The sequence below is a fragment of the Gluconacetobacter tumulicola genome (genome assembly GCF_014174215.1).
Taxonomy (GTDB): Bacteria; Pseudomonadota; Alphaproteobacteria; order Acetobacterales; family Acetobacteraceae; genus Gluconacetobacter; species Gluconacetobacter tumulicola.
This window is the reverse complement of sequence record NZ_JABEQL010000008.1, coordinates 51,061-75,490: the sequence shown is the minus strand read 5'-3', so window position 1 is coordinate 75,490 and position 24,430 is coordinate 51,061. Positions and strand designations below refer to the sequence as shown.

The window sequence follows — 24,430 nt, the reverse complement described above, 5'->3', positions numbered from 1 at the left end:
TCAGCCGCGCGCCCGGCGCAGCAGGATACGAACCGAACCCTGATTGGCGGCATGAGGATGCACGACCGCCAGGATCAGCGGCCGCAGATCCGGCCGCCCCAGCCAGAACGGGAGTTCGCGCCGCAGGACCCCGCCTTCCCGGCCCGAGCCCAGCCCGGTAATGACTTCCACGCATCGCAGATTGTCGGAACGCGCCTGCACCAGAAAGGCATGCAGGCGCTGAAAGGCGGCCTGCGCGTTCTGGCCATGCAGGTCGAGCGTCCGCGACGGACGCAGCTTGCCGCTGACCAACGTCCGCCAGCTTGTATCGTCCAGACCCGGCCCCCGTTGGCCGATCGCAATCTCGGCCCGCGACCGGACCAGCGTATAGGCCGGCCGCCCCACACGAGGCAGGTCGGACGGCGGCGCCGGAGGCGCAGAACGGGCAACACGATCATCAGCCGATGGGGCGGAGGCCGCCGGCACGGGCGGCGCAGCATCCACCGGCTTCGGCCGCACCGCCTTGCGGGCCAGCGGCCGGATATCGCGCACGAAGGCCGTCCACAGCGCCTGTTCGTCTTTCCCGAGAACCCGCCGACGGCGCACCACCCTTCTCCCCGCCTGCCGGCGGGCGACCCCATGCCGCCCATCGCCCCGATGCACCTGATCTTAAAGCAGTTCGCGCCCCAATCGAAGCCCGGACGCGCGCTGCTTCACCGATGGTGCCTCAGGGCGCCTCGGTACCGGCCAGGGGCTGTCCCTGATAGGTGCCGGTCAAGGTCCGCAGGAAGGCCACGATATCGGCGACGTCATGGTCGGACAGGGTGTGATCGGGCGTCTGATAACGCGCCATCAGCCGCACCGCGTCTTCCAGCGTCTTCACGCTGCCATCGTGGAAATAGGGTGCGGTCAGCGCGATATTGCGCAGGTTCGGCACCTTGAAACGCTCCATGTCGTCCGGTGACCCGGAGACGGTGTAGCGCCCCCTGTCGGCATCGGTCACGGCTCCCCCGCGCGCCGCGAAATAATCGCCTTCCAGCCCCATCACCTCGAACGCCTGGCCACCCAGCGAGACGCCGGTATGGCAGCCCGAGCAGCCCACGCTCTTGAACAGCGCGTAACCGTTCTTCTCCTGCGCATTCAGGGCCTGCTCATCGCCCTTCAGGTAGCGGTCGAAGCGGCTGTCGGGCGTGATCAGCGTCTTTTCATATTCCGCGATGGCCGTGGTCATCCGGTCCTTGTCGATATCGTCGGAACCGAACGCATCATGGAAGGCCGAGACATAGCTCGGGTCCTGCTTCACCTTGTCGGCAACCAGCGTCCAGTCATGCGAGCCCATTTCCAGCGGGTTCATGACCGGACCGGCCGCCTGGTCGGCCAGCGTGGCGGCCCGCCCGTTCCAGAACTGACTCTTGTTGAACACCGCGTCATAGACGGTCGGCACATTGATCGGGCCATGCTGGCCATTGATCCCCAGCGCCGTGACGCGCCCATCCACGCCGCCATGATCCAGCGCATGGCAACTGGCGCAGTTCAGCGTGCCATCGCCCGACAATTGCTTGTCGAAGAACAGGCGCTGGCCCAGGGCCACCTTGGCCGCGTCGACGGACACGCTTTCGGGCACGGGCTGGACCGGCTCCCCGGCGAAGCGCGCAGCAACGCCCGGCGTCGCGTAATGCGCGCGCCGCTCGGCGGCAACCCAGTTCAGCAGCGCATCGCGCTGCGCCTGCGACAGATGGGCATGCCAATGCATCAGCAGGTAAAGCGTCGGCGGCATGCGGTTCTGGCGAACCACTTCCTCGATCCGCGCCAGTTGTTCCTCGGAGGGAACGGCACCGGTCTGGAAGGCCTCGATCACCGGTTCGACCCGGAAGTGGCGCAATCCCTGATCCAGATCGCGCTGCATCAGCTGATTGGCCACCGGCACGTGGAAATAGAAGGGCAAATCGACATTGCGCGCATGGCAATAATCGCATCGTGCCTCACGAATGGCGGCAAATGCCGCCGAAGCCACCGGGTCCGCCAGGGTCGGCGAATGGGTATCCAGCGTCGGTGCCGTTTCACGGTCGAAATGGGTCAGATAACCCACCACGCCGCCATAGGCGACAATCCCCAGAACCGCGACCGAAACTATTGCCTTGCGCACCGACACGTCGATTTCTCCTACCATTTCTGGAAGGGTGTGCCGGATCTATAAAACATATGTCAAAATCATATTTTTCATAAAAACGATTGATCGGGTCGATCAATCGGACAGATCATGCCCGTCCATCGCCAGTTTCAACCGGTCCCGCGCCACTTTTACATAGGCCGCGTCCAGTTCGATTCCGATGCCGCGCGCGCCTTCCGCCTGCGCGGCAACCAGGGTTGTGCCCGTGCCCATGAACGGGTCGAGGACCAGCGGGTCCGGCCGGCCATGCAGACGGATGCACATGCGCGGCAACTGCACCGGGAACGTCCCGGGATGATTGAATTTCTGCGCCTTGTCGCGCACCGTTTCATAGGGAATGAACCAGGTGTCGCCACGACAGCGCTTGTCCTGTTCATGCCCGCGCCGCGCGATGTTCGATTTGTCCTTGTACGGCACCCCGACATCCAGACGGCTGAGTTCCACCGTGCCGGAACGAGTCAGATGGAACAGATGCTCGTGGTTACGGTGCATGTAACGCGTGCTGTTGACCGGCTTGAAATGCCCATACGTGTCGTCATGGACCGAGATCGACTTGATCCAGCTGATATGATTCTGCAGATGGAAAATCTCGCGCAGCCGAACCGCCAGTTCGAACGGCAGCCACGGCTGCGCCGACGATCCCGCGATATTCAAAAAGAACGAACCATCCGGCCGCATCACCCGATGCAGTTCACGCGCGACCGCCATCATCCAGTCCAGATACTGGGGTTCGGACATACGGTCGCGATAGGTCCGATAGCCCAGGCCGATATTGTAGGGCGGCGAGGTCACGACGACATCGACCGAATCCGCCTCCATCCGGCGCAGCTCGCGCAGGCAGTCATTCCGCACCAGCAGATGCGGCCCGATCGCCTGGCGCACGGCGCGGGGGGGACGGGTGCGGGTGCCAGACCCGCTTCGCGGTGCCATCAGGGTCGGGTAACGACAGGACGAGGCAGCAGGGCAATCAGCCGGCCGGACTGGCGCATGGCTCCGGCGGTCTGTTCGGCCTCGTCGCCCCAGCCCAGGAAAAGGTCGGCCCGCGCGGCGCCCTTGATATCGGTGCCGATATCCTGCGCATAGACCAGCCGCCGCCAGGTCTGGTTCGACGGCGCCGGCAAGCTCGTCTCCACCCACATGGGCGTGCCCAGGGGAATCACCCCCCGATCCACCGCCGCCGACCGGCCCGGTTCCAGCGGCACGCCCATCGCACCGGGCGCACCCAGACTGACCGGCACATCATCCAGGGCATTGAAGAACACGTAATTCGGATTCTCCTCCATCACCGCGCGCGCCTGCTCGGGGTGGGCCGCCAGCCAGGCACGGATCGACTGCATGCTGACGTCATCCTCGCTCATCTCGCCCTTCTGTACCAGGACACGGCCCAGCGGCACATAGGGCTGCCCGTTCTTGCCGCCGAAGCACAACCGCACGATCTGCCCGCTCGGCAGGCGCACCCGGCCCGACCCCTGGATCTGCAGGAAGAACAGGTCCGCCGGATCGGCGACCCAGAGCATTTCCAGGTTCCGCCCCGCCAATGCCCCGGCATCGATCTGCGCGCGCGACCAGTACGGCACGAACTGCCCGCCCTGCCAATGGCCAGACACCATGCGCCCATCGGTGGCCCGCGCCCGCGTCAGATCGTCAGGCACGCGATAGACCGGCGTCTGGTAGACACCACCACGCGACAAAGCGCCCCGGACCTCCGGCTCGTAATAGCCGGTGAAGAGCGCCGACGACGACATCAGGACCGGCTGGAACCATGTTTCATAGAAGCGCTGCGCCGCCGCATTGTCATCGACGGGCAGCACCGCCGCCGCCCGGCAGGCGGGCAGCCAGTCGCCCACACGCGCCCCAGGGCCGCTTTCGGTCCCCAGCGTCGTCTCGGCGGGCAGGCGGCCGAGATGGCGGCATTCCTTCAGGAATACCGGCAGGGCCCGCCCCGCCTCGTCCGGGCCCCAGCCCGACAGGGAGGAAAAAGCGACGGGCTGACGCTCGCCTTGGCCCGTTTCGGCGCAGGCGGACAGCAGAAGGATTGCGGCGGCACAGACGCCCCGCATGACGTTGGACAGGCGGAAATAGCTCAAGGAAACAGCCAGACTTGCTCTTATATTCGGGAACCGCGACGGTCGCGGAGGGAGATCCTTCAGGCGCTGCGGCTGGCCGCCAGACGCCAGGCCGCGCCGCCGATCGACACGCCAAGCAGACGCTCGAACGTCCACAGATCCGAGAATTCGGTCACGGCGTCGGTTCCGGCCACCGGATGCCCGTCCTTGTCCAGCGTCAGGCTGATCTGGTCCGAGACGATACGGACGTCGATCCGCGCGCACGGCGCTCCTGCCATCTGGTCGATGGCCGCATCGACGATCGCCAGGCCGCCGATGGCACGGACCTCGCTCTTCTGGGTCTCACCCGCCTGCTCGCGCGACTGGATCGCGGCGTCGAACGCGCTGAATGCCTCGGCGGTCAGGCGTTCGCGCAGCATGGCGCGGTCGCCGGCGCCGAAAGCCTGGACCACCTGGCGGAACGACACCTCGACCCCACGCAGGAACTGCGCCGGCACGAACTCACGTTCCTGCCCGGCGATGGCACCCAGCACCTGGCCCACCCTGGTCTCGGGCGCCGGCACGTCATAGTCGGTCAGCGCGGCCGGCGGCTCGGCCCGGCCTTCGATCACCGGCCCCGGCCGGGGTGCCGGGGCGGCGGGCGATGCGGGCTCGACCCCCACCCGTGTCCCCAGGATGCCGCGCAGCCGCAGCGCGAGAAACGCCGCAATCAGCCCGAAGAGCACCAGGTCGAACGGAAAATGACTGAACGAAAGATCCATCACCAAGCCTAACCGAAAGGCGCGCCGGGCCTGCCGGCAGCGCGATCCCTTTATGATGCCCTAACACATAGGGAACGCACTCCGCCGACACAATGCGGCAGGCCGATCCAGAGCAGGAGGAATTTCCGCCCCTCCGTCCCGTCAAGGTTGGCGAACGTCGCGGAGCGTGCTACCGGCGATGTCGGTATCCGCACTTATTGCCCGCAAGGAAATCTTCGTTCATGTCCGATACGACTCAGCTCCCCGCCGACGGAAGCCAGAATGCCCCGCCGGCGCTGCCGCTGGCCATTAATGTGCAGTATATCAAGGATCTGTCGTTCGAAGTTCCCTCGGGCGCCGAAATTTTCGCCACGCTGCGCGCGAACCCCCAGATCTCGGTGAACATCGACGTGCAGGCCAACCGCCTGCCGCCCGAGCAGCCGGTCTTCGAGGTCGTGCTGTCGATCAAGACCGAAGCCGTGGAAGCGCCGGAAAAGGAAGGCGCCGCCCCCGGCCGCGTGGTCTTCGTCGCCGAACTGGCCTATGCCGCAGTGGTGACGCTGGGCAATGCGCCCGAAGACCTGATCGAGCCGATCCTCCTGGTCGAAGTGCCGCGCCTGATCTTCCCGTACGTGCGCAACATCATCAGCGAAGTCACCCGTGACGGCGGCTTCCCCCCGGTCGTGCTGCAGCCGATCGACTTCGTCGCCCTGTGGCAGGCCAAGCGCAGCAGCTTCCCCCAGACGGCCGGCAACGCCTGATCCCGCGCTGAACGATCATTTCTGACTGGAAAGGCCCGCCTCGTGCGGGCCTTTCTGTTTCTGGCACCGCCCGAGCGGGCCAAGAACATATATTTTATATTTGCACAGATCTACAATAATATAATAAAATTCGAAGCGGTATTTACATAGATCACGCACGAATTTACAAAATAATTTCTCATTAAGGCTATTTATTTTCAAAATAATATACCATAATATCGTCATATATTTGCCAGAATTTATCCACTTTTATGATATTTTCCATCCAAATCTTCGTATATTTCTTATAACGTATCCATACGACATTGATGGTAGGAGAAAAATAAGTAAATTTTGCGCACAAAACGCGCAAATATGAGATCAATTCCGGTTTTACTTTACTCCGAACTATTCAGAATATTTCGACAACAAAAACAGTCCCACGCGATATATTATCGTATACCGAGATTTCGTCACGAAACTGACGATTTCCGCGTCCTGGACGCGCATCCCTACATGATGATTTCGGAATCGACCCTGCGCACACCGCATCGCGATTTCGAACGCAGCTTGCATCGATGCTTCGTAATGAGGCGAAGCGGATCGCAGCCGCGACACCGCCCCACCAACTCGGCTCGGCCGCGGGATGGTTCTGGTTCACCTTCTCCGGCAGCCTGCCGACCCTCGGCTCCCTCTTCGCCAGCGTCACGATCCCCCTGGTCGGCGAGATCACGACCTTCTGGCTGTCGCTGGTACTGGTCGTCGCGGGCGGCTGCGTCGCGCTGCTGATGACGCGTGAACCGCATGGCGCCTCGCGCCTGGCACCGCGCGACGTCTCGGTGGGCGGCATCTTCTTCGGATCGATCTCCATCCTGTGGCGCGAGCCCAGGACATTCCTGACGATGATCGTCCGCACCATCAACACCTCGTCCGAGTATGCGTTCCTGGTGATCATGCCGGCCTTCTTCACCAAGGTGGTCGGCTTCTCCCTGTCGCAGTGGCTGGTGCTGCTCTCCATCGTGTTCATGAGCAACATCCTGTTCAACCTGATGTCGGGCATGCTGGCCGACAGGCTGGGCCATCGGACGGTAGTTTCGGTCGCAGGCTGCCTGGGGGCGGCGATCTCGGTTCCCGCCTTCTATTATGTGCCGCTGGCCTATCACGCAATTTCCTCGTCGCGGCGCTGGTCGGCATCTTCTACGGCGCGACCATCGCGGCGTTCGTGCCCCTGTCGGGCCTGGTCCCGCAGATCTGCCCGAAAGAGAAGGCCGCCGCCCTCTCGACGCTCGGCCTTGGCGCCGGGGCCAGCACCTGGGTCGGCCCGGCCATCGTCACCTGGTTCCAGTCGTGGCATGGCATCGAGGGGGTCATCTGGATCTTCTCCGGCCTCTATGTCTTTGCCGGCGTGCTGACACTGTCTCTCTCGATCCCGGAACACGCGCGCGCCTATATGCGGCAGGCCCGTGCCCGAGGCCAGGACCTGCATCAAGGCGCCGCCGCCTTCCACTGACGCAAAGAACGCGCCCGGCCGCACGACAGGCGGCCGGGCCCCACCTACCCTTCCGCCTGTCCAGCCACGCCCAGAAGGTCGAGCATCGCGGCCTGATCGGGCGTGGCGGCCAGGACGATTTCACGCCACCCCGTCGTGGCAAGAATCTCGGCCGTCTTGTCGGAAATCGCGATGGCCCGCGCCCCGCGCAGCCTCTCCCGCACGTCGCGGGGCAGATGCCGCAGGAACTGACGCGCCGTTTCGGCCGAGAAGAACAGGGCCGCCGCGACCGCCTCCCGCCCGATCATCCCGCGCAGGATGTCGGCAGGCGGCATCCCCGGCCGGATGCGATAGACACAACGCCGAAGAACCCTGAAGCCGCTGCGGCGCAAGGCTTCCGCCAGATCACGCCCATATCCCGGCGCGGTCGCCAGCAGCAGCGCCCCCCCGGCCGGGCGCCACTCCGCCCTTACCAGATCGGCCAGCGCATCGGCCGTACCATCGGCCGGCGTCACATGCGCAAAACCGGCCGCACGCGCCCGGCGCGCCGTCGCGACACCAACCGCCAGAACAGGCATATTCACCGGCACCCGGCCTGCAAGCGCGGTAACCGCCTGGCCACTCGTGACCAGAATCGCCTGCACACCGCGCACCGGCAGCGGCGCGCGCAGGATCGGCTCGGCACGCAACGCCGGCAAGGCCACGGCACGCCAGCCCAGTGCCGTCACGGCCGCCATGGTTTCGCTCAGGCCCGGCTCCGGCCGGGTGACCAGCACCGCCGGTCGCGACCCGCCAGATGGCAGGCCGGTCGGCAGGTCAGGGCGCAAAAATATCCGCGGGACTGTCGGCCCGCAGGCTGTGTCCCAGTTCGCGCCCCATCCGCTCCGCATCCGTCGGCGCGCCGGTCACCACGCGGCGCAGCAGGAAAGATCCATCCTCCCGCGCCACCAGCCCGGTCAGGCGCAGCACCGGTTCGCCCCCTTGCGCATCGTCGATCAGGCGGGCGTAGCCGCCGATCGGCGTGCGGCACGACCCGTCCAGCTCCGCCAGCAGGGCACGCTCGGCCGTCGAGACGGCCCGGGCCTCGTAATCCTCGATCGCCGCCAGCAGTTCGCGCAGTTCGATGTCACTTTCGCGCACCGTCACGCCCACGATCCCCTGCCCGGCCGCCGGCACCATGATCTCGGGGTCCAGAATAATGTCGGCCCGGTCCCCCATGCCCAGCCGGCGCAGGCCGGCCAGCGCCAGCAGGGTGGCGTCGCACTGCCCCGCCGCCAGCTTATCCAGCCGCGTCTGCACATTGCCCCGCAGCAGGCCGAAGCGCAGGTCGGGCCGCTCGTGCAGCATCTGGGCCTGCCGCCGCACAGACGCGCAGCCGACCAGGGCCCCGCGCGGCAGAGCGTCGAACGGCGCCGCCGGATCGACCTCCGGCCGCCCTTCGCCGGGCCGCAGGATCAGCACGTCCCGCGCATCCTCGCGCCGCAGGGTGCAGGCCAGCACCAGCCCGGACGGCAGCGTCGTCTCCAGGTCTTTCAGACTATGGACCGCGAAATCGATCCGCCCATCCGACAGCGCGTCATGGATTTCCTTGGCAAACAGGCCCTTGCCGCCAATTTCCGCCAGGCGGCGGTTCTGCACCTGATCGCCCGTGGTGTTGATCTGGTGTTCCTGGAAGGCCCCCATGTCGCGCAACACGGGGCAGAAACGCGTCAGCATGGTCAGGAAGGCGCGCGTCTGCACCAGCGCCAGCGGCGACGCCCGCGTGCCGACGCGCAACGGCAACTGGCGCCGATGCGGCAAGGCGGGGCGCACCACGCCCAGCTTCTGGCGCGCGGCAGCCTCGGCCGCGATCTTTTGCAATGCCGAAGCTTGGGCCGAAGCCTGGGCGGCGGACCCGTCGGAGACGGAGGACGGAGCGAAAACCATGTACTGTCTCTATTACCGCGACGGCCCGAAGAAAAGATGACATAACGCCCGGCGGAACTGTCTTTTGCGCAATGATCATGTCTTCTCCTCCCCTCGGCGCCCCGGCGTCGGCCGAATCCCCAGCCCAGGCGCCCGTTCTGGCCCCGGTGCTGGCCCCCGTTCTGGCCATCGAATCGTCCTGCGACGACACGGCCTGCGCCATCCTGGCGCCGGACGGCACTATCCTGGCCGAAACCGTGCTGTCGCAGTCCGGGCACATCCCCTTCGGCGGCGTGGTGCCCGAAATCGCGGCCCGGGCCCATCTGGCGGCATTGCCCGGCCTGGTGCGCCAGACGCTGGACGCGGCAGGCCTGCCGGCCGGGGCGCTGGGTGCCGTCACCGCCAGCACCGGGCCGGGCCTGATCGGCGGGCTGATCGTGGGTGCGGGCGTCGGCAAGGGGCTGGCCGTGGCGCTGGGCCGGCCGTTCATCGCCGTGAACCATATCGAAGCCCATGCCCTGACCGCGCGCCTGCCCGGTCTGGTGCCCGGCGGCGCCCCGTTCCCATACCTGCTGCTGTTGGTCTCCGGCGGCCATTGCCAGTGCATCGCCGTCGAGGGCGTGGGCCATTATCGCAAGCTCGGCGGCACGATCGACGACGCGGCCGGCGAGGCCTTCGACAAGGTGGCGAAAATGCTCGGCCTCGGCTGGCCGGGCGGCCCGGCGGTGGAGGCCCTGGCGCGCGAGGGCGATCCGGCCCCCTGGCCGCTTCCCCGCCCACTGCACGGGCGCCCCGGCTGCGATTTCTCCTTCTCCGGCCTCAAGACTGCCGTGGTTCAGAAACTGGCCCCCTACGACAATGGCGCCCTGCCCCGCCCGGTTGCCGCCGGCATCGCCGCCAGCTTCCAGGACGCGGTGGCGGATATCGTGGGCGATCGCGTGGCCCACGCGCTGGACATGATGCCCGACGCCACCCTGCTGGTCGCGGCCGGCGGCGTCGCGGCCAACAGCGCCCTGCGCGCACGGCTGGATTCGCTGGCCGAGGCACGCGGCCTGCCCTTCGCGGCACCACCGCTGCGCCTGTGTACCGACAACGCCGTGATGGTGGGCTGGGCGGCCATCGAAACCATGCGCGCCCGGCTCGCCCTCGGCCTGCCACCGGTGGACGATCTGGACCTTCTGCCCCGCCCGCGCTGGCCGCTGGACCAGATGGCCGCCCGATTCGACGCGACCGCCGCATGAATTACCGCCACGCCTTCCACGCTGGCAATTTCGCCGACTGCATGAAACACGCGCTGCTGGTGCTGCTGCTCCAGGCGCTGGCGCGCAAGCCGGCGGCGTTTTCGGTTCTGGATACCCATGCCGGCATCGGGCGCTACGATCTGGGCGGCGCGCAGGCCACCCGCACCATGGAATGGCAGGACGGGATCGGCCGCCTGCTGGCCGATCCACCCTCCGACCTGCCCCCTGCCTATCTGGACCTGGTCCGCCGGGCCGGCGCGCCGGAGGTCTATCCCGGCTCCCCCCTGATCGCGGCGATGATGCTGCGGCCACAGGACCGGCTGGTGTGCTGCGAACTGCATCCCGAAGACAGTCTCGTGCTGCGCCACCTGTTCGCCGGCAACAGCCAGGTCTCGGTCCATGCCCGCGACGGCTATGCGGCCCTCGGCGCGCTGCTGCCGCCGCGCGATGCGAAGCGCGGCCTGGTACTGATTGATCCGCCTTTCGAGCAGCCCGACGAATTCGGCCGTCTGGCCCAAGGGCTGATAACGGCGCATCGGCGATTCGCCACCGGCATCCTGGCGGGCTGGTATCCGATCAAGCACCGCGCGCCGGTACGCGCCTTCCTCGATTCGCTGCGCGGTTCGGGGATTCGCGACATCGTGGCGCTGGAACTCACCCTGCGTCCGCCACTCGACCCCACACGCCTCAACGGATGCGGACTGGTGGTGATCAATCCCCCCTTCGGCTTCACCGAAGCCGCTCTTCCGGCCCTGCGCGCCCTGACCCATCTCTCCCCTGACGGGACGGGAGAGGCGACCGTCACGCGCATCGTGGAGGAATAGGATCATGGCCGCCGCACGCATTGCCGTCATCGGGGCCGGCGCCTGGGGAATCGCGCTGGCCACCCAGGCCGCCCGCGCCGGGGCGCTGGTACATCTGTGGGCCCGCCACCCCGAAACCCTGAGCGATGCCCGCACCCTGCCCCGCCTGCCGCATGTCACGCTACCCGAGACCATCACCGTGACCGACGCCATGCCGACCCAGGCCGATGCGGTGCTGCTGGCGGTGCCCATGCAGCATCTGCGCGCCGTACTGGCGCACATCCCCCCAGCCGGGCCCATGATCGCCTGCTGCAAGGGCGTGGAACGCGACACGCTGGCATTGCCATTGGAGGTGATCGCGGACCGCTATCCCGACCTGCCGCGCGCGGTGCTCTCCGGCCCCAATTTCGCGCATGAAGTCGCACAGGGCCTGCCCACCGCCGCCGTCCTGGCCTGCACCGACCTGACGCTGGCCCGCACCCTGGCCGATCACCTGACCACGCCGACCTTCCGCCTGTACGCCAGTGACGACGCGATCGGCGTGCAGGTCGGCGGGGCGGCGAAGAATGTCATCGCCATCGCCGCCGGCGCCACCATCGGCGCCGGCCTGGGCGAAAACGCCCGGGCCTCGCTGATCACGCGCGGCCTGGCCGAACTGGGCCGGCTGGCGCTGGGGCTGGGCGGCCGCGCCTCCACCCTCTCGGGCCTGGCGGGCGTCGGCGACCTCATCCTGACCTGCACCGGCCCATCGTCGCGCAATTTCAGCCTGGGCCTGGCACTGGGAAGGGGCGAATCACTGGCCGCGATCCTGGGCAGCCGCACCACCGTCGCCGAGGGCGTCGCCACCGCCCCCGCAATCCTCGCCCTGGCCCGCGCCCATGGCATCGCCGTGCCGGTGATCGAAACGATGTCGCTGCTGCTGGCCGGCGATATCGGCCTGAACGAAGCCCGCGACCGCCTGCTCAGCCGCCCCGTCGGGATCGAGTGACCTGGCGGCAGGAGCGAACGCTCAGCGGCCCGCCCCCGTTCGCTGCGCCGCCATCAACGCCGGCATCATCATGAAAAAACTCACGATCGCCAGCATGGCACAAAACGGTCCGCATCCGAAAAGACCGGAAATGGAGAAAAACGGGACGCTGATCGCCAGGACCACCATGCTGAAGCTGATCTGGGCATCGTCCGGGTAGAGCCGTTTCTGCGCCAGCGGCAATGCGCAAAGGCTAAGCGCCAGAGCAGCCAGGCCGCGAACGACGTGGCGAACGGAAACAGCACCCATACCGACACCCCCAGTCCCCTGGCCAGGAGCGCCATATCCCCATGGGTCGTCAGCACCCTCAGCGGGGCATAGCTCCAGACATTGAAGGTCGAGAACGCATCGACCCACACCAGCCACCACAAGGCAGCGGGACGGACCGCGCGCACGATCAGGCGATGACAGAGGAGCGCGGTCCCCCCGTTGGCCAGCAAGGGTCCGGCGGCGGCGATCAGCGCGGCCTGCCAGCCCTCGCCACTGGCAAGGATCGGCCCATAATCGACATTTTCATCGATCTGCTGCTGAAGCAGGATGTTGTCGATCGAGGCCGTTCCATAGTTCAGGGCGAACGGGTCCGCCTTCCAGCGCAGCAGCCACGCCATGAAGGAATGGGCGTATTCATGCAGGAAGTAATTGAATGCATGCGCCAGCAACATGGACAGGAAGACCGCACTCCCGAAACGGAGCGACCGCCCAGCCGTCCGCATAATCGCCCCCGTCATCGGGTCTTCTCTCCCGACGAGTACAGACCGTCCACCGCAGGCTGCCGCGACGTGGCACGATCCATTGCGGAGCGATCGCGCATATCCGCCCGCCCCTAACGCGAAAGATCCGTCACCAGCGTCGCGACGATATCGATGGCAGGTCCCACACTCGCGACGGGCGTCCGCTCGTTCAGCCCATGCATGAACGAATCCGAATTCCTGATGAACAGCGGGCTCACGGCATAGCTCGGCACGCCGTGGGACCGAAACCACATGCTGTCGCTGGCACCCGATCCCAATGCCGGGAAAACGGCCACGTTCGGATAAACGCCATGCACCGCATGTTCGATAGCCCTGACGACATCCGCACGCATGGGCGAGGCCGGCGTCTCGACCGACCCGGCCGTGACATCCGTGATCGTCATGCCGGGGTCGGCCGCCGCCTGCCGAAGCTCGTTCAGGATGTCCGCCCGCGGATGGCCGGGAAAGATACGGCAATTGACGTTGGCCGTGACCCGTTGCGGCAGCGCATTGAGGGCATGGCCACCGTTGATTTCGGTCACGACGCAGGTCGTGCCGATCCGTCCGACGAAAGACGGATCGGCAGACAGGATTTCGATGGCATCCTCATTCGTCGGCTCGACGGCAAAGGCACGCATCGCGGCCCCGATCGACGCCGACTCCCACTGCGCCGCCCCCAGGAAATACCCCCTGCTCAGCTCGTTGAGTTCGGGCCGGAAGCGATAATGCTGGATGCGCAGCAGATCCTCCGCCATCTCGTCGATCGCATTCAGCGGACGCGGCTCGGAGGAATGGCCGCCGGGATTGGTGACGACAAGCTGATAGTCGGCATAGGTCTTCTCGCCGCCCTCCCAGGCGAAATAATCGGGCTTGCCGGTCTTTTCATCGATGACGCCGTTCGCCCCATCCACGTTCAGGACCATTTCCGCACCCGACAGCTTGTCCGCGATGATGGCACCCGTCGCCATCGTCGTTTCCTCATCGCCGGAAAATTCGATGATGATCGCACGCCGCGGCTTGTATCCCGCGCGCTTCAACTGAATCAGCGCCTCGATCGCGATGGCATCATCCAGCTTCATGTCGGTCGCGCCGCGCCCCAGCAGAAAGCCTTTCTCGATTTTCGCCTTGAAGGGATCGTGCGTCCAATCCTCGGGCTTCGCTTCCACGACGTCCATATGCCCGGAAATCACCAGGGGCTTGAGCGACGGATCGCTTCCCGGCCAACGCGCGATCAGATAGGCAGTCCCCTCCGCGGGGGTGATCACGATATCCGACGCGGCAAAGCCGCCCGCGATCAGCGCATCCCGAAACAGTTGCGCCACCTGCGGCGTCTGGTTGCCGGGCCCGGCAACCGAGCGCAGCGCGATCGCTTTTTCCGCCAGTGCCAGGGATGCCTCCACCGCATGATGGTCGCCAACGGGGGCGGACCAGGCCTGGCCCGCTACGCCGAATGCCAGAGCAACGCCCAATGCCGACCCGAGGAACGCATGTTTTCTTTCGGATCTGAAAACGCAAGGGGGCGACGCCGCGTCGATTTTCGGCGAGATGGAGCAATCGCCACTTTCAGGCAGGAACATGTTGCGGAGAGACAATGGAATCGATCCTGAAAATTATCACAAAGTAACGATTTTTATAGCATGATCGCCTCGGGTGAAAAGCCACACGTGACAATGGTTTGCAGCCGCCCCGGCGCAACAATCGGCATATGAGCCCTTCTTTGGACCGGAATCATATCAAATTATCGATATTTCCAGTATTCTCGCGCTATTTGCAGTTGCGTCGCCTTTCCCGTCACGACGACGGCACCAGCGAGGCCCATAACTGGTGGACATTCACACCAGAACGGAAATACCGTCAGACAGCTGGCACTTTCTCCAACGACATCCCACACGGCTAACCGATGAACATGCCCGCGATGGTGGCGCTGGCGAAATTCGACAGCGACCCGGCGAACACCGCACGCAGCCCCATGCTCGCGACCTCTCCCCGTCGCTCGGGGGCGATGCTGCCGAACCCGGCAATCAGGATGCCGACCGATGACAGATTGGCGAACCCGCACAGCGCGAAAGAGGCAATCGCCAGCGCACGCGGGTCCAGCGTCGCATCATGAAAATGCGGCGCCAGGGCGACATAGGCCACGAATTCATTGAAGACGAGCTTCTGTCCCATGATCGCGCCGACCACGCCGCTTTCATGCCACGGCACCCCGATCAGCCATGCCAACGGGGCGAAGATCACGCCGAAGATCGTCTCCAGCGACAGGTTGCCCACGCCAAACCAGCCTCCCAGACCATGAATCAACCCATTGGCCAGCGCGATCAGCCCGATAAAGGCGATCAACATCCCACCGACCGCCACCGCAACGCCGACACCGCTGGCGGTGCCGATGGCGATAGCCTCGAAGACATTGACCGGATGCTCATGACCGAATTCCAGGTCGAGGCCCGAGATTCGCGTCCGTTCGCGCGACGGCATCAGGATCTTGGCGAACAGCAGCCCGCCCGGAATCGCCATCACCGACGCCGCCAGCAGATAATCCATCGGCACGCCCAGCCCGGCATACCCCACCAGCACCGAGCCTGCGACCGAGGCCGTGCCGCTGGACATGACGGCGAACAGTTCCTCCCGCGTCAGAAGCGGCACATACGGGCGCAGCGCCACCGGCATCTCGCTCTGGCCGAGAAAAATCGTCGTGACGGCCGAGAAGGATTCGATCATCGAGGTGCCCAGCACCCGCCGCACCAGCCCGCCCAGCAGCCGCGCGAGCCGCTGCATGATCCGATAGTAATACAGGATCGCGATCAGGGCCGAGATATAGGCAATCTGCGGCAGAATCCGCAGCGCGAAGATGAAGCCGCCATCGGGAAACAGCACATCCATGCGCGGGCCGACCAGGGGCCCGAACAGGAAGGCACTCCCCTGCGCGCCATATCCCAGCACGGTATCGACCGCGCCGGAAATCGCATGCAGCGCCACCCGCCCCGGCGGCACGAACAGGATCAGCCCACCCAACGCCACCTGCATCGCCACCGCCGCCAGTATGATGCGGGGGCGGATACCCCGCCGGTCCGCCGAAAACGCCACCGCCAGCGCAATCAGGCAGGCCAACCCGAGAATTCCATGCAGGACCGCCATTCCACCCCACCAATCCACATCGTAACGGCACAAAACCGTAACGACACTGTGCCCTGCGCGATGTGCTGTCCAGAGTGGCGGACAGCGCCGGGCGTCCCCACTCGTGCGGCGATGGAAACTGCTCTAGGCTCCAACCCGTTATAGACCGCAACAGACCGAATCGGCTCCCATGACGACCGCGTACGACTTTACCCTCCCGGCCCTGGAAGGCGGCACGATCGACCTCGGCGCCTTGCGGGGCAAACCGGTGCTGATCGTGAACACCGCGTCGAAATGCGGCTTCACCCCCCAGTTCGAGGGCCTGCAGGCACTCTGGTCGTTCTATCGCGGCAGCGGCCTGACGGTGATCGGCGTGCCGTCGAACGATTTCGGCAACCAGGAACCCGGCACCGCCGACCAGATCGCCACCTTCTGCGCCCGCAATTACAGCGTCACCTTTCCCATGGCCACGCGCAGCCACGTCCGTGGCCCCGAGGCGATTCCCCTCTTCCGCTGGCTGGGGCAGCAGGGCGGCCTGCTCGCCCGCCCGCGCTGGAATTTCTATAAATACCTGATCGGCCGCGACGGCACGCTGGCAGACTGGTTCGTCAGCCTCACCTCGCCCGAATCCCGCCGCATGCGCCTGGCCATCGAGCGCACGATCCTGGATCACTGACCCCTCCTTCCGCCGCACGAATCAAGCTGGGCCGGATGAATGGGGTCGTGCAGTATGCGCGCGGCAAGGCAGGAGGTCCCGTTTGCTCAGAGGTTTTCTTACGGTCGGCGGCTGGACGATGCTCAGCCGCGTGCTGGGTCTGGTGCGCGATCAGCTGCTGGCGGCCTTCCTGGGGGCCGGGCCGATCCAGGATGCCTATCAGGTGGCCTTCCGCCTGCCGAACATGTTCCGCCAGCTCTTCGGCGAAGGCGCGCTGAACACCGCCTTCGTGCCGCTCTTTTCCGCCATGCTCACGACCGACGGCACCGAAAAGGCCCGCCGCTTCGCCAGCGAGACCTTCAGCGTCCTGCTGACCTGGCTGACGCTGATCGCGGTACTGGGCGAGATCTTCATGCCGCAGGTCGTCAGCGTGATCGCCGCCGGCTTCCCCATGGATGGCGACCGCTACCATATGGCGGTCTCACTCAGCCGCATCACCTTTCCCTATCTGGTGCTGATCTGCGCGGCGGCACTGGTGTCGGGCGTGCTGAATGGCCTGCACCGGTTCGGCGTGGCGGCGGCGGCCTATGTGTCCTTCAACGTCGTCGGCATCGCGGCGATCCTCCTGCTGCCGCCGCTGACCGGCGATGTCGGAAAGGCGGCCGCCTGGGGCGTCACCGCATCGGGCGTCGCCCAATTGGGGCTGCTGCTGCTGGCGGTCCGGCGTGCCGGCTTCCGCCTGATGCTGATGCCGCCACGCCTGACGGCGCGCATCCACACCCTGATCCGGCGCATGGCGATCGGCTGCCTGGGCAGCGGCATCAGCCAGATCAACCTGCTGGTCGATACCATCATCGCCTCGTACCTGCCGGCCGGCAGCGTGTCGTTCATCTATTTCGCCGACCGGATCAACCAGTTGCCGCTTGGCGTGCTGGGGGCTGCGGCCGGCACCACCCTGCTGCCGGTCCTCAGCCGCCACGTGGCGGCCAAGGACCATGACGGTGCCCACAGTGCGCAGAACCGGGCGATCGACTATGCCATGGTCCTGACCCTGCCGGCCGCGCTGGGCATGATCGTACTGGCCCACCCGATCATCGCCACACTGTTCCAGCATGGCGCTTTCACCCCGCGCGACGCCATGCTGTCGGCGCAGTCGCTGCGCGCCTTCGCCATCGGCCTGCCCGCCTTCGTGCTGATCAAGGTCCTGGCCCCGGGCTTTTTCGCCAGGGGCGACACGGCGACACCGGTGCGGATCGGCCTGTTCACGCTCACCCTGAATTTCGTCCTGAACCTGCTGCTGATGCATCCGCTGCTCCATGCCGGGCCGCCCCTGGCCAGCAGCCTGGCGGCGATCGTCAATGTGGCAACGCTCGGCTTCGTGCTGCGCCGCCGGGGCCTGCTGCACATCGCCCCCGCCACGCTGTCGCGGGTCGCCCGGATGATGCTCGCGGCACTGGGCATGGCGGCGGTGCTGCTGATGCTGAACCTGACCGTCCTCGGCCCCCTGGCCGTCCGCCATGGCCCCTTGCGGATCGTGGCGCTGATGCTCCTGGTCACCGCCGGCATGCTGGCCTACGGCCTCGGGCTGCAACTGCTCGGCGTGATGGAACTCCGCGCGGCCGGGACGATGCTGCGCGCCCGGCTGGCCCGGCGACGCGGCAGCGCGGCCTGACCCCGGCCATGACGCGGCATTTCCCGGCTGGCACATCGGCATCCGGGCCTGTACACAGGCCCGCATGACGCTCCCTTCTCCGGACGGCGCCACCCCGGCCATGGCGCAATGGTTTTCCCTGAAAGCCGAACATCCCGAAGCCCTGCTGTTCTTCCGCATGGGCGATTTCTACGAAATGTTCTTCTCCGACGCCGAAGCGGCGGCCGGCGCGCTGGACATTTCGCTGACAACGCGCGGCACGCACGGCGACATGCCGATACCGATGTGCGGCGTGCCGGTGGCGGCCGCCTCGGCCTATCTGGCGCGGCTGATCCGCCGGGGCTTCCGCGTCGCGGTGGCCGAGCAGACCGAACCGCCGCGCAAACCCGGCAAGGGCGTCCCCAAGGGGCCGCTGGCCCGCGCAGTGGTGCGCCTGGTCACCCCCGGCACCCTGACCGAGGACGAACTCCTGGAAGCCGGCCGGCAGAACCTGCTGGTGGCGGTGGCGGCCGGTGCGGGCCGTGCCCCGGCCAGCCGGAACTGGGGCGTCTCCTGGATCGACATCTCGACCGGCGCGTTCGAGACCGCATCCGTCCCGCCCGACGGGCTGATGGACCTGCTAGGCCGCCTGGACCCGGCCGAGATCCTGGCCGCCGGCGGCATCGACCTGGGCGATTTCGATGCCAGGCGCGCGCCGGAAGCCACCACGCCGGCCGCCGCAACGGCACGCCGCCGGGTGGCCGAGACCTTCGCAGTCGCCAGCCTCGACGCCTTCGGCACCTTCTCGGACGAGGAGGCCGTCGCCGCCGCGATGGCGCTGGATTACGTCCGGCGCAGCCAGGCCGGGCAGATGCCGCGTCTGGCACACCCGCACGCCCATGAAAATGGCGGTATCCTGGGCCTGGACCCGGCCACCCGCGCCAGCCTGGACCTGCTGCGCACCCGCGACGGCACCACCGAACATACATTGCTGGCCAGCGTCAGCCGCACCGTCACCGCACCCGGCAGCCGCCTGCTGGCAGAATGGATCGCCGCCCCCCTCACCCGTAGCGAACCGATCGCCGCCCGTCAGGACGGATGGTCGTGGCTGATCGAGGAAGGCGGCGTCCGCGCCGCCCTGCGCCAGGGACTGCGGGGCACGCCCGACATCGCCCGCGCGCTGGCCCGCCTGTCATTGGGCCGGGGCCTGCCGCGCGACGCGGCAGCGGTGCGCGACGGGCTGTCCATCGCCCGGCGCATCTCCGCGTCCCTGGCCGATGGCCGCGCGGCGCCCCCCGCCCCGATCGCCGATGCCATGGGCCATCTGGGCGGCGGCACGATGCTGGAGGACCGGCTGAAACAGGCACTGGCGGAATCCCTGCCCGCCCGCGTCGAGGATGGCGGCGTGATCGCCCCCGGCTTCGATCCCGAACTGGACGCCGAACGCGGCCTGCGCGACGACAGCCGGCGGATCATCGCCGGCTTGCAGAACGACTATGCGCAGCAGTTCGGGGTCGCCAGCCTCAAGATCCGCCACCACGCTCAGCTTGGCTATGTCATCGAAATCCCGACCGCCGCCGCCGCGCGCGTGCGCGACCGCACGGACCTGATCCTGCGCCAGGGCACGGCCAGCGCCGCGCGCTTTTCGACCGACGAACTGATCAACCTGGACCGCCGCATCGCCGAGGCCGGAGAGCGCGCCAGCGCCCGTGAACGCGGCATCTTCGCCGCCCTGGTGCGCGACATCCTGGCCGAACCGGCGGTGCCGGCCATCGCCCACGCGCTGGCGGTGCTGGACGTGCTGCAATCCTGCGCCGATCTCGCAGCCGGCGGCCTGTGGTGCCGGCCCGAGGTCACCGACGATGCCGCCTTCACCCTGACCGGCTGCCGCCATCCGGTGGTCGAGGCCGCGCTGCCGCGCAGCGAGCGCTTCACCCCGAACGACTGCGTGCTGGAACCCGCCCAGCGCGTCATGCTGCTCACGGGGCCGAACATGGCCGGCAAATCGACCTTCCTGCGCCAGGGCGCGCTGGCCGTAATCCTGGCCCAGGCCGGGTTGCCGGTGCCGGCCAAGGCCGCGCGGATCGGCATCGTCGACCGGCTGTTCTCGCGCGTCGGCGCGTCGGACGACCTGGCACGCGGCCGTTCGACCTTCATGGTCGAAATGACCGAGACCGCGGCGATCCTGAATCAGGCCGGCCCACGCTCGCTGGTGGTGGTGGACGAAATCGGCCGCGGCACCGCAACGCTGGACGGCCTGGCGATCGCCTGGGCGGTCCTGGAAGCCATGCATTCCACGTTGCGGTGCCGCTCGATTTTCGCAACGCACTTCCACGAACTGGCCGAGCTGGCCGAAAGCCTCCCCCGCCTCTCTCCCCACACCATGAGCGTGCGCGAATGGAAGGGTCAGGTGGTGTTCCAGCACGAGGTCGTTCCGGGTTCGGCACGCCGAAGCTGGGGCGTACATGTGGCCCGGCTGGCAGGCGTGCCGGAGCCGGTTGTCCGCCGTGCAGCTAGGCTTCTGACTGGTCTGGAAAAGGAACGCGCGGTCGGCGCCCGGCCGCTGCCGCTCTTCGCCTCCACCGATGCGCCGGCAATGCCCGAACCGGTCGATGCGGCCGAGCCCGGCGTGCCGGAAGCGGTGCGCCAGATGCTCGAACAGCTCAATCCGGATGCCTTGACGCCGCGCGGCGCGCTGGACTTGGTCTACGCCCTCAAGAAACTGATGCTTGAAGAATCGCGGCATCTGGACCACGGATAGAACAGGATAAAGGCTGCTTCAAAAGCGTCGATGGTGAGCGGAGGCGCGGCTTGCCGCGCGTCAGGCGGTTGTTTTCGAGCATCGGAGCGGAGCGCCCTTGATCGCTGCCCGCCGCGACGCGCGGAAAACCGCCATCAGGCCGCCGCAATCGGGGCTTTTGAAGCAGCCTTGGAGGCCAGACGAGCGTCCGGCCGTCAACATTTTCAGGAAACCGATCACGCCGCGATGCCGACCTTGTCTTCTCCTTCCCTGTCCGTCAGGGACCTGACCCGAAGCCTCGCGGCCTCTCTCCTGTCATCGGAAACGGGGGGCCCCGTCCCGCGCGACGTGGCCATCGGCCTGTTTCGCCGGCATCTCGCCCGGTTCCAGGCCTCGGTGCGCGAGGAATTCGAGGCCCATCGCCTGCATGGCGCCTCCGCCGCCAAGCAGTTGGCGCAATATACCGACGGCATGATCCGTACGCTGGTCGATTTCACGGTCGAGCACGCGCTGGAATTCGCGCCCGAATCCGGACGGCCCACCCTGGCGGTGGCCGCGACCGGCGGCTATGGGCGCGGCATGCTGGCCCCCTTCAGCGATATCGACCTGCTGTTCCTGACGCCGGACGAACCGTCGGCCGATGTCAGCCGCGTCGTCGAATATATCCTGTATTTCCTGTGGGACCTGGGGCTGAAGGTCGGGCATGCCACCCGGTCGATCCCCCAATGCATCGCCGAGGCCGAGGCCGACACCACGGTCCGCACCACGCTGCTGGATGCACGGCTGCTGGCGGGTGACGACGCGCTGTTCGCGATGTTCGAGGCCCGTTACATCGTCGCCTGCGTCGAGGCCGGGGCCGCGCGCTTCATTACCGACAAGCGCAAGGAACGCACGGCCCGCCACCACCGGTTCGGCGACAGCCCCTATCTGGTGGAACCCAACGTCAAGGAAGGGCGCGGCGGCCTGCGCGACCTGCAAACCTTGTACTGGATGTGCCGCTACACGTTCGGCACACGCCACGTCTCCGACCTGCTGGCCCCCGGCTTCAGCAGCCTGGGCCTGCTCACCGAGCAGGAAGCCAAGCGGGCCCGCCGCTCGTGGAACTTCCTGTGGAGCGTGCGGCTGCACCTGCATTACATCTCGGGCCGCGCCGAGGAACGGCTGACCTTCGACGTCCAGCCCGTGGTCGGCGCGCGCATGGGCTATACCCGCCACGGCCGCCAGGTCGGGGTGGAGCGCTTCATGCGCCATTATTTCCTGACGGTGCGCGAGGTCATGCGCCTGACCCATGTGCTGGAACCGGCGGTGATGCGCCAGGCCCTGGGCCCGACCGCAAACGCGCCGCAGGCCGACGCCGCGATGCGCGATGCGGGCTTCACGGTGCTGGACGGCCAGATCCTGCCCGAACGCGGCTCCTCCTTCGATGCCGAGCCGATCCAGATGATGCGCCTGCTGGAATGGGCGCGGACGCGCAAGCTGCCGATCCACCCGCTGGCCATGCACAAGCTGATCCGCTGGGAACGCCGCGCCGCCAGCCTGCGCGGCAATCCCGAGGCGGCACGGATCTTCCTCGACCTGCTGTGCGGCGCGCCGCCCGAGCGCGCCCTCCGCCCTGCCCCCGCAACCGAAGGCACGGGTGCACCGCGCGAGGAAGCACCCAGCTTCCACGCCACTGCGGAAGACCGGCGGCAGGGCAATGCCTACTGGCTGCATATCCTGAACGAAACCGGGATCATGGGGCGCCTGATGCCCGACTGGTCGCGAATCGTCGGCCAGATGCAGTTCGACACCTATCACGTCTTCACGGTCGACGAGCATACGATCGAGGCCATCCGCATCTTCGGCCGGATCGAACACGGCGCCATGGCCGACGAGATCCCGCTGGCCTATGACCTCGCGCGCAATCTCCAGTCCCGCCGCGCGCTCTACATGGCCATCCTGCTGCACGACATCGCCAAGGGGCGCGGCGGCGACCATTCCGAACTGGGCTCCGAGATCGCGCTGGAAGTCTGCCCCGAAATGGGCCTGACCGGCGAGGAAACCGAAACCGTCTCGTGGCTGGTCCTGCACCATCTGCTGCTCAGCCAGACCGCCTTCCAGCGCGATATCGACGACCCCAAGACCATCCTCGACCTGGCCGACACCATCCAGTCGCCCGAACGGCTGCGCCTGCTGCTGCTGCTCACGATCGTCGACATGCGCGCCGTCAGCCCGCGTGTCTGGAACGCCTGGAAGGCAACCCTGCTGCACGAGCTGTACATGCGCGTGGCCGAGGTGCTGGAAGGCGGACTGGCCACGACCGAACGCGACGTCCGCGTCGCCCGCGCCAAGGAAGCGGTGGGCGAAATCCTGGAAGAAGACGGCTTCATCCCCGAGGAAACCGAGCATTTCCTCGGCCTGGGCTATGGCAGCTACTGGCTGTCCTTCGACCAGGACACCCACGCCCGCCACGCCCTGCTGATCCGGGAATCCGAACGGCGCGATTCGCCGCTGACGGTGGAAACCCAGCCCCTGCCGACACGCGGCGTGACCGAGGTCACGATCTACACTGCCGACCATCCCGGCCTGTTTTCCCGCATCGCCGGCGCGCTGGCGATCGCGGGCGCCTCGATCGTGGACGCGCGCATCCACACGCTGATCAACGGCATGGCGCTGGATACGTTCTGGATTCAGGACGCCAGCGGCGAAGCGTTCGAGGAACCGCACCAGCTCGCCCGCCTGTCCGCACTGGTCGAGCAGAGCCTTTCCGGGCGGGTGGACATCGCCCGCGAAATCGGCGGCATCGGCCGCATGCGCTACGGACGCCGCATGCGCGCGATCCACGTGCCGCCCCGTGTGGTGATCGATAACCGCGCCTCGAACAGCTACACGGTCATCGAGATCAACGGCCGCGACCGGCCCGGCCTGCTGCATGACGTGACGCAGGCGATCAGCGGCCATAAATTGCAGATCGCCTCGGCCCACATCACCACCTACGGCGTGCGCGCGGTCGATGTCTTCTACGTCAAGGACCTGTTCGGGCTGAAGATCACCGACGAACGCCGCCTGACCGAAATCCGCGAGGCCCTGATCCACGGCCTGCGCCAGGCCGAGGAAGCCGCAACCAGCGACACCGACGCTCCGCCCGTCGAAACGTTCTCCATCTGACGGCATGCCATGCACGGGGCGACGGCGCATCGGCAGGACCGGCGCTCTCGTCCTGACCGGCCAAGGCCGGCTTCCTCCACGTTCGCGTCGGCCGTTACGCGACTGGAAATCATGGCATGAATTCCTGACGACAACCTGAACAGACCGGCAATGCGAACATAAAAACAAAATGAAACCGGACATCGATGCATCCTGAAAAATGCATTTCAAGAAAAAGAGATTTTACATCATAGATAACTACCGGTTCCATTGA

The 24,430-nt window shown here is 66.7% G+C and carries 18 protein-coding genes and 1 pseudogene; 9 read left to right on the top strand and 10 right to left on the bottom strand.

Translation table 11 applies throughout. The annotated features are described in order from the left end of the window. From HLH29_RS07980 to HLH29_RS07960, 5 genes are all read right to left on the bottom strand, one after another. A complete protein-coding gene (locus HLH29_RS07980; protein WP_182965573.1) occupies positions 1 to 585 on the bottom strand; it encodes a Smr/MutS family protein in 585 nt (194 codons plus the stop codon). A 121-nt stretch (positions 586 to 706) separates the two neighbouring features. Beyond that, positions 707 to 2,131 (bottom strand): cytochrome-c peroxidase, encoded by a 1,425-nt coding sequence (locus tag HLH29_RS07975; protein ID WP_408871950.1) that lies wholly within the window; start codon positions 2,129 to 2,131, stop codon positions 707 to 709. A 93-nt stretch (positions 2,132 to 2,224) separates the two neighbouring features. Beyond that, positions 2,225 to 3,079 (bottom strand): DNA-methyltransferase, encoded by an 855-nt coding sequence (locus HLH29_RS07970; protein ID WP_182965569.1) that lies wholly within the window; start codon positions 3,077 to 3,079, stop codon positions 2,225 to 2,227. Next, positions 3,079 to 4,236: a murein transglycosylase A gene (gene mltA / locus HLH29_RS07965; protein WP_182965567.1), complete on the bottom strand. Its 1,158-nt coding sequence runs from the start codon at positions 4,234 to 4,236 to the stop codon at positions 3,079 to 3,081. Before mltA ends, HLH29_RS07970 begins: the two co-directional genes overlap by 1 nt. 59 nt (positions 4,237 to 4,295) lie before the next feature. Then, on the bottom strand, positions 4,296 to 4,976 hold the full coding sequence (locus tag HLH29_RS07960; RefSeq protein WP_182965565.1) for a Tim44/TimA family putative adaptor protein: 681 nt from the start codon (positions 4,974 to 4,976) through the stop codon (positions 4,296 to 4,298). Between the two features lie 221 nt (positions 4,977 to 5,197). On the opposite strand from HLH29_RS07960, the gene secB reads away from it, so the two are divergent. Both secB and HLH29_RS07950 read left to right on the top strand, forming a co-directional pair. After that, positions 5,198 to 5,716 carry a protein-export chaperone SecB gene (gene secB / locus HLH29_RS07955; RefSeq protein WP_182965563.1) on the top strand — a complete coding sequence of 173 codons (519 nt, stop codon included), beginning with the start codon at positions 5,198 to 5,200 and terminating at the stop codon, positions 5,714 to 5,716. 581 nt (positions 5,717 to 6,297) lie between these two features. Further along, positions 6,298 to 7,205, top strand: a pseudogene (locus tag HLH29_RS07950) (MFS transporter); the annotation flags it as partial. Between the two features lie 44 nt (positions 7,206 to 7,249). Here HLH29_RS07950 and HLH29_RS07945 read toward each other — a convergent pair. Together HLH29_RS07945 and hemC are read right to left on the bottom strand one after the other, a co-directional pair. Next, entirely contained in the window at positions 7,250 to 8,011 is a 762-nt protein-coding gene (locus tag HLH29_RS07945) for a uroporphyrinogen-III synthase (protein ID WP_246373996.1), read from the bottom strand. Further along, positions 8,001 to 9,110, bottom strand: a complete 1,110-nt coding sequence (gene hemC, locus HLH29_RS07940; RefSeq protein WP_182965561.1) for a hydroxymethylbilane synthase — start codon at positions 9,108 to 9,110, stop codon at positions 8,001 to 8,003. The genes HLH29_RS07945 and hemC overlap by 11 nt, the downstream gene beginning before the upstream one ends. A 71-nt stretch (positions 9,111 to 9,181) precedes the next feature. Here hemC and tsaD point away from each other — a divergent pair, with 71 nt between their 5' ends. Genes tsaD through HLH29_RS07925 form a run of 3 tightly spaced genes read left to right on the top strand, consistent with a single transcriptional unit; the run spans position 9,182 to position 12,121 of the window. After that, positions 9,182 to 10,330, top strand: a complete 1,149-nt coding sequence (gene tsaD, locus HLH29_RS07935) for a tRNA (adenosine(37)-N6)-threonylcarbamoyltransferase complex transferase subunit TsaD (protein ID WP_182965559.1) — start codon at positions 9,182 to 9,184, stop codon at positions 10,328 to 10,330. Next, the gene (locus HLH29_RS07930; protein ID WP_182965557.1) at positions 10,327 to 11,154 is read left to right on the top strand and encodes a 23S rRNA (adenine(2030)-N(6))-methyltransferase RlmJ; all 828 of its coding nucleotides are present in this window, start codon (positions 10,327 to 10,329) and stop codon (positions 11,152 to 11,154) included. Before tsaD ends, HLH29_RS07930 begins: the two co-directional genes overlap by 4 nt. 4 nt (positions 11,155 to 11,158) lie before the next feature. Beyond that, entirely contained in the window at positions 11,159 to 12,121 is a 963-nt protein-coding gene (locus tag HLH29_RS07925; RefSeq protein ID WP_182965555.1) for an NAD(P)H-dependent glycerol-3-phosphate dehydrogenase, read from the top strand. Positions 12,122 to 12,201: 80 nt separating this feature from the next. Here the strand turns inward: HLH29_RS07925 and HLH29_RS07920 are convergent, their stop codons facing one another. The 3 genes from HLH29_RS07920 to HLH29_RS07910 form a co-directional block, all read right to left on the bottom strand. Then, positions 12,202 to 12,888 carry a hypothetical protein gene (locus tag HLH29_RS07920; protein WP_182965553.1) on the bottom strand — a complete coding sequence of 229 codons (687 nt, stop codon included), beginning with the start codon at positions 12,886 to 12,888 and terminating at the stop codon, positions 12,202 to 12,204. A gap of 95 nt (positions 12,889 to 12,983) precedes the next feature. Continuing rightward, positions 12,984 to 14,360, bottom strand: a complete 1,377-nt coding sequence (locus HLH29_RS07915; protein ID WP_408871949.1) for a M20/M25/M40 family metallo-hydrolase — start codon at positions 14,358 to 14,360, stop codon at positions 12,984 to 12,986. A 424-nt stretch (positions 14,361 to 14,784) separates the two neighbouring features. After that, positions 14,785 to 16,026 (bottom strand): NupC/NupG family nucleoside CNT transporter, encoded by a 1,242-nt coding sequence (locus tag HLH29_RS07910; RefSeq protein ID WP_182965551.1) that lies wholly within the window; start codon positions 16,024 to 16,026, stop codon positions 14,785 to 14,787. Positions 16,027 to 16,195: 169 nt separating this feature from the next. Between HLH29_RS07910 and HLH29_RS07905 the strand changes: the two genes are divergently transcribed. From HLH29_RS07905 to HLH29_RS07890, 4 genes are all read left to right on the top strand, one after another. Continuing rightward, positions 16,196 to 16,681 carry a glutathione peroxidase gene (locus tag HLH29_RS07905; protein WP_182965549.1) on the top strand — a complete coding sequence of 162 codons (486 nt, stop codon included), beginning with the start codon at positions 16,196 to 16,198 and terminating at the stop codon, positions 16,679 to 16,681. 82 nt (positions 16,682 to 16,763) lie between these two features. Further along, complete coding sequence (gene murJ / locus HLH29_RS07900; protein WP_182965547.1) at positions 16,764 to 18,332, top strand: murein biosynthesis integral membrane protein MurJ; 1,569 nt, start codon at positions 16,764 to 16,766, stop codon at positions 18,330 to 18,332. Between the two features lie 64 nt (positions 18,333 to 18,396). Beyond that, positions 18,397 to 21,051 carry a DNA mismatch repair protein MutS gene (mutS, locus tag HLH29_RS07895; RefSeq protein ID WP_182965545.1) on the top strand — a complete coding sequence of 885 codons (2,655 nt, stop codon included), beginning with the start codon at positions 18,397 to 18,399 and terminating at the stop codon, positions 21,049 to 21,051. Positions 21,052 to 21,276: 225 nt separating this feature from the next. Beyond that, on the top strand, positions 21,277 to 24,177 hold the full coding sequence (locus HLH29_RS07890; RefSeq protein ID WP_182965543.1) for a [protein-PII] uridylyltransferase: 2,901 nt from the start codon (positions 21,277 to 21,279) through the stop codon (positions 24,175 to 24,177). Positions 24,178 to 24,430: the final 253 nt, after the last annotated feature.